Consider the following 4471-nt stretch of genomic DNA (forward strand, 5'->3'; position numbering starts at 1 on the left):
ATCCTGACGCGGCGGGGACCGGTCGCTTCCTAGCGCTGAGTTCACTGTCATGGGTTGCACCCCAAATGCTAGTAAGGGAGTTCTCTGCATGTTCCTGAACGACCAGGAAACGGCTACTGACCTGCTGTATTACGCCCCCATTGCCAAAACGGTACAGCGCCTGCTTCACGAATCGCGGGGCACCCCGGTCACTATTGGCGTTCATGGTGATTGGGGAGCAGGTAAATCCAGTGTCCTGAAGATGACTCAGCAACTGCTCAACGCGGATAAGCGCGTCTGCTGCATATGGTTTAACGGGTGGACATTCGAAGGTTTCGAGGATGCGAAAACTGTCGTTATCCAGACCATTGTTGATGAGCTGAGACGTGCTCGCCCAGGCTCCACGAAAGTTGCCGAGGCCGCAAAGAAAGTCTTGCGGCGTGTGGATTGGTTCAAGCTGGCCAAGCATGCCGGAGGGCTAGGCTTCACCGCGCTAACCGGCATCCCTAGCATTGACCAGCTCAAAGGGGCGGTGGAATCGATTTCCTCCTTCGTGCAGAACCCAGGTGACCATCTAAGCGTTGAGAGTCTAACCGGCCTTGCAGAGAAGGCCGGGGGCTTCATCAAGGATGCCGAAACAGAGTCTGAGCAGCTTCCCGAGCACATGCATCAGTTCCGAGTCGAGTTCGAAGAGCTTCTGACCGCCGCCGACATTGACCAATTGGTGGTCATCGTTGATGACCTGGATCGATGCCTACCCAAAACAGCCATCGCCACGCTCGAAGCCATCCGCCTCTTCCTCTTCGTAAATCGAACTGCCTTCGTGGTCGGTGCCGATGAGGCAATGATTGAGTACGCGGTACGCGAGCACTTCCCAGACCTGCCGCAAGGTGCGGGGCCCGTGACCTACGCACGTAACTACCTGGAGAAACTCATCCAGGTACCGTTCCGCATCCCGGCCCTCGGATTGGCGGAGACTCGTAGTTACATCACGCTGCTGCAGCTCGAGAGCTGTGTGAAAACGGACGACAAACAATTCAAAAGCCTTTTGGAAACCGCCCAGCAGGACATGCTCCGCCCCTGGAAGAGCACAGGCCTCGACCGCAAGGCTGTAGCTGGCGCCTTCGGCAACCCGCTTCCGGAGTTTGCCCAAGAAGCACTGGACACTAGTGCCTTGTTAGCCCGGATCCTGAGTGAGGGTACCCGCGGTAACCCACGGCAGATCAAACGCTTCTTGAACTCCATGATGCTTCGCTACGCCATCGCCGATGCTCGAGGGTTTGCTGAGGACATCCGGCGCCCAATACTTGCAAAAATCATGTTGGCTGAGCGCTTCCATCCCGATTTTTACGAGCAACTGGCACGGATCGCGAGTCTGGATGCGAATGGCGTGGTACCTGCCATCGCCGAGTTGGAGAAGCGGGCTAGGAAATCCAGGGAGAGGATTTCAGAGCCAGAGGAGGGGAAAAGCTCCGGGAAGCTCAAGGCGGTGGCCACCTCTGGAGAGGTGAACGACTGGGAGAAGAGTGATTGGATTAGCAATTGGGCGGCGATTGACCCCGCGCTATCGGGCATTGATTTGCGGCCGTACATCTTCGTGACTCGCGACAAGCGCAGCTCGTTGATGGGGCAGGTCGCAGTGAGTCATCTCGAGGCGCTCGTCGACAAGCTGATGGGCCCACCATTGCAGTTCAGACAAGGGGCCACGAAGAAAGAAATTTTGGGATTGGCTGAGGTTGATGCCGAGAATGTTTTTGATGCTCTCCGTGATCAGATAATCCAGGCGGACGATTTTTTGGATCAACCTAAAGGAGTTGCGGGGTTGATCGAGCTTGTCAAACAACGCCCCGCACTACAGAAACGCTTGGTCGAATTTGTCCGATCATTGCCCACACCAAAACTCGGCATGTGGGCTCCAGCCCCATGGCATGAGTGCCTGAAGGATACGAACGCTATCCAAGCGCTTGAGGGAATTCTCAGGGGCTGGAGCCAGCAGGTCGAAAACGAGAATCTCCAGAAGGCGGCCAATCGCGTACTGGCCTTCAGCGGCAAATCATAAGGATTGATATGGGTACCTCCAAAGGATATGGAGGCCCGAGCTCCGGCTTGGTGCCTTCCTGGATTGATGATGTTGCGCAGCCAAGCGCACCGGCTGCTCAAGCCAACGGGCCAGGCCCGTCAAATCCATCGCAACCTGGTGCTATGCCATCTCAGCCGGGCTCCGCGCCATCAGCGCCAGTGAACAATGACGGCACTGGCTCCCTTCGCGGGGCGCGCAGTAGCTTCACCCGATTTGCCCGCACTGGCAGCCCTAGCGACCTTGGCAATGCGTTGTCTTCCTATGTGCGCAAAGGCGTTGGAGGATCTTCCAGAGGCGCGCGTCGCATGGGAACGTCCCGTGCTACTGCCGCCAAGCTGCTCAGCATCTTCGGAGATGTTCAGCGGAACGGGGCAGCTGAAACGCTGCGACGCTTGCAGCTCACCGTTGCCCCAGGGCAACCGGCCTCCCAGGTGCTGCTCACGCTACTTGAGTTCATTTGCCCGCCTGGAGGGGCGATCGACGAAGGTGTTGCGCGCCAGGCAGCGCTAAAGACAATCGCCGAACTGGACGAGGCAAGCAACGGTAGCTTCGATGACATGACCCAAGCTGATCGACAGAATTTCTTCCTCGACTTCGTAGCGAATTCGATTGAGAGCATGATCATGGCGGATTTGGGCGGCAGGGGGATCACCATGCCAGATGATGTGGACGCAGTTGAGCGCATTCAATCTCAACTGAGCTCCTTTATCATGGGTTGTACACGAGGCCAGCTCGCTAACCGACTGGAGCAATGGCCGGCCCCCACAGACCAAGAGGTCAATCAGGTGACCAGTGCGATCTATGAGGCGGCATTCGATCTGATCGCCACTGCAGCGGAGGGATTAGAATGAGGCACCACAGCATTATTTGCCGGCTTGGCCAAACTGACGACCAAGAGCTGGAGTTGCTGGCGCCAGGCAGTGTCATCACCAATATTCAGTTCTTGGATGGAATTGGGAGACTGCAGTTTGGAATCGGGCAAGCCGTTGAGCAGTTGGCTGGTCTTGGTCTAAGCCCAGGAGAAACTGCCGTCGATCTTGCACTCCTGGCAGCGACCCTCACCGCAGCAGATACGAGGATCTCACGGGACACCGAATCGGAGAATGCCTGGACGAGAGAGATTGATCTCTACATCCCCGTCGCGGATCCCGTTCTTTGGGCAGCAACGTCCGACTTGCTGGCCTCGACATTGAAATTCCTCACTGGTGATCGTTGGCGCTTGGCCTTCCGCGAGCGTCCCACAGATATCGAGGAGCTTTCCCCCATCCCTGATAGCTTGAGAACAGATGAGTCTGACAGCGTATGCCTGTTCTCCGGGGGGATGGACAGCTTTATCGGCGCGATCAACCTGCTAAGTAATGGCGGCAAGCCGTTACTTGTTAGTCATTACTGGGACACTAACAGCACCAGCACCTATCAAAACGACTGTCGGGCAGTGCTGCAGGAGAGGTTTTCCGAGACCGCGATTAATCACGTACAGGCCCGTGTAGGCTTCCCGCATGACCTCGTGGAAGGTGGTGGTAGCGAGGACACGCTGCGAGCGCGCTCATTCCTGTTTTTCGCTCTGGCGGCCATGGCCGCGGAAGCGATCGGCGACTCGATCACCATCCATGTTCCTGAAAATGGCTTGATCTCTCTGAACGTCCCGCTGGATCCGCGGCGCCTAGGTGCATGTAGCACTCGTACGACCCACCCATACTACATGGCGCGGGTAAATGAGCTGTTTGGGCGCCTGGGGCTGAGCACAAGGTTGTTTAACATGTTCAGCTATCTTACCAAGGGGCAAATGGCAGAACAGTGCACAGACCCTGCATTCCTGGCGGATCATGTGCATCTCACAATGTCGTGCTCATCACCCGGAAAGGCGAGGTACCATCCCGACCCCGCGAATCGATCACCCAAGCATTGTGGGTTCTGCGTCCCCTGCATCATCCGGCGGGCTGCAATTCACCGCGGTTGTGGGCCGGATCAGACGCGGTATGTCATTCCGGATCTGCATGCTCAATCTCTGGACACGAACAAGTCTGATGGCGAACATGTGCGATCTTTCCAGTTGGCCATAGCGCGCCTCAAACGTGCGCCCCAGCGCGCAAAGTTCGCCATTCACGAGCCCGGGCCGTTGATCGACCACCCTGATAGCCTGGATAACTTTGAACAGGTCTATCGAGAGGGCTTGCTAGAAGTGGACGATTACCTTGAGGGTGTGACCGCCGTACCACTATGAAGTCGCAGAATAGATCAACTCCGAGGTGGGTGGACTTCCACTGCCATCTTGACCTCTATCCCGATCATGAGCGTCTCATCGTGGAATGCGATCGGGCTGAGGTGGCCACCTTGGCCGTGACCACAACACCGAAAGCATGGCAGCGCAATCGAGAGCTTGCGGCCTCGGCTCGTAAGCGTCCAGGGAAG

The 4471-nt window shown here is 57.0% G+C and carries 3 protein-coding genes; all 3 read left to right on the forward strand.

Annotated elements, in window-relative coordinates:
• Nucleotides 1-88 precede the first annotated feature (88 nt).
• The 3 genes from qatA to qatC all read left to right on the forward strand — a co-directional run bounded on the left by qatA (nt 89) and on the right by qatC (nt 4283).
• Nucleotides 89-2038, forward strand: a complete 1950-nt coding sequence (gene qatA, locus GYA94_RS25615; RefSeq protein WP_161774808.1) for a Qat anti-phage system ATPase QatA — start codon at nt 89-91, stop codon at nt 2036-2038.
• A gap of 143 nt (nt 2039-2181) precedes the next feature.
• Nucleotides 2182-2910: a Qat anti-phage system associated protein QatB gene (gene qatB, locus GYA94_RS25620; RefSeq protein ID WP_304363550.1), complete on the forward strand. Its 729-nt coding sequence runs from the start codon at nt 2182-2184 to the stop codon at nt 2908-2910.
• Complete coding sequence (qatC, locus tag GYA94_RS25625; protein ID WP_063544934.1) at nt 2907-4283, forward strand: Qat anti-phage system QueC-like protein QatC; 1377 nt, start codon at nt 2907-2909, stop codon at nt 4281-4283. Before qatB ends, qatC begins: the two co-directional genes overlap by 4 nt.
• Nucleotides 4284-4471 lie beyond the last annotated feature (188 nt).

Source organism: Pseudomonas juntendi, from assembly GCF_009932375.1.
Classification (GTDB): domain Bacteria; phylum Pseudomonadota; class Gammaproteobacteria; order Pseudomonadales; family Pseudomonadaceae; genus Aquipseudomonas; species Aquipseudomonas juntendi.

Coding starts and splice junctions, on each gene's coding strand:
- qatA (WP_161774808.1), top strand. CDS start 89: ATGTTCCTGAACGACCAGGAAACGGCTACTGACCTGCTGTATTACGCC.
- qatC (WP_063544934.1), top strand. CDS start 2,907: ATGAGGCACCACAGCATTATTTGCCGGCTTGGCCAAACTGACGACCAA.
- qatB (WP_304363550.1), top strand. CDS start 2,182: ATGCCATCTCAGCCGGGCTCCGCGCCATCAGCGCCAGTGAACAATGAC.